Source organism: Sphingomonas sp. Sph1(2015) (assembly GCF_001970915.1).
GTDB classification, from domain to species: domain Bacteria; phylum Pseudomonadota; class Alphaproteobacteria; order Sphingomonadales; family Sphingomonadaceae; genus Sphingomonas; species Sphingomonas parapaucimobilis.
The window spans coordinates 1-822 of the sequence record NZ_MQUI01000113.1 but is presented as its reverse complement, the minus strand read 5'-3'; the positions used below and the strand labels follow the sequence as shown (position 1 = coordinate 822).

Annotated in this window: 1 pseudogene; it reads right to left on the bottom strand. The window is 59.1% G+C overall.

Annotated features, from left to right (window positions below):
• Positions 1 to 250: 250 nt before the first annotated feature.
• Positions 251 to 514: pseudogene (locus BSZ14_RS20380) on the bottom strand (ISKra4 family transposase); the annotation flags it as partial.
• Between the last annotated feature and the right edge of the window lie 308 nt (positions 515 to 822).

Here is an 822-nt window from a genome sequence, read left to right as displayed (position 1 = left end):
AGCTCGGCGCGCCGGAACGCTTGATGATCAGCCCTGCAAATGTGGCGGTGTCGTTTGCTCGCATCGCCTGAAGCAACAATGGCCGCGTCGGCACTAGACTGACAAACAGAATCTTTCGCGTCTGCGCGCTTGAGGGTATCTATGTTGCAGAATTGATACAGGTAAGTGATGTAAGGAAGCTATGTGCAAGCTGCCGCGGTGATCCGCCCTGCCACCCCCGCCGACGCGGGGAGCATGAGAAAGTTGGGGGTCATGCCGCCTTCCGTTCGTCCCTCCACCTCTGAAAGTCATTGGCCAACGTGCCATCAAGGGTACGGACGCGGAGTTGCACAAGCAGATGCACCCCTCTGGGCGTCCACTGCATCTGTTGCTTCTTTGCGAAGCGCTTTGCGACGACCTGGTTGACGGTCGATTCCACGAAGGCGGTCGAGACTGCTTCGCCATATCGTCGTCGCTCGCCATAGTTCGGGATCATGCTGGCATTGGCGCTGATATAGCTTTCGAACTCCCGCAAATGCTTGAGGAGATTGCGAGCTTGCGGCGAGACCTGTGGGTGGCTCATCGGCTCGTCGGTGACATCCGGATCTGTCGCACCAAGCATTCTGGTCTCGACGTCGCCGATTAGGTCGAGAGCACGGCGCCAGTTGCCGTGCCAGAGGAAGTGCCGAACTCGCTCGAGAGTGGCGACGGCCACGGGGAGTGTCAGGAATTTCGTGTGCGGGCGGGCATAATGGGAAAGAAGGAGCCCCGAAATGTCCCGACGCAAAGAGCCTGCGATACCGAACGATCTGCTGGATCAGCTGCTGGCTGGCGCTGATGCTG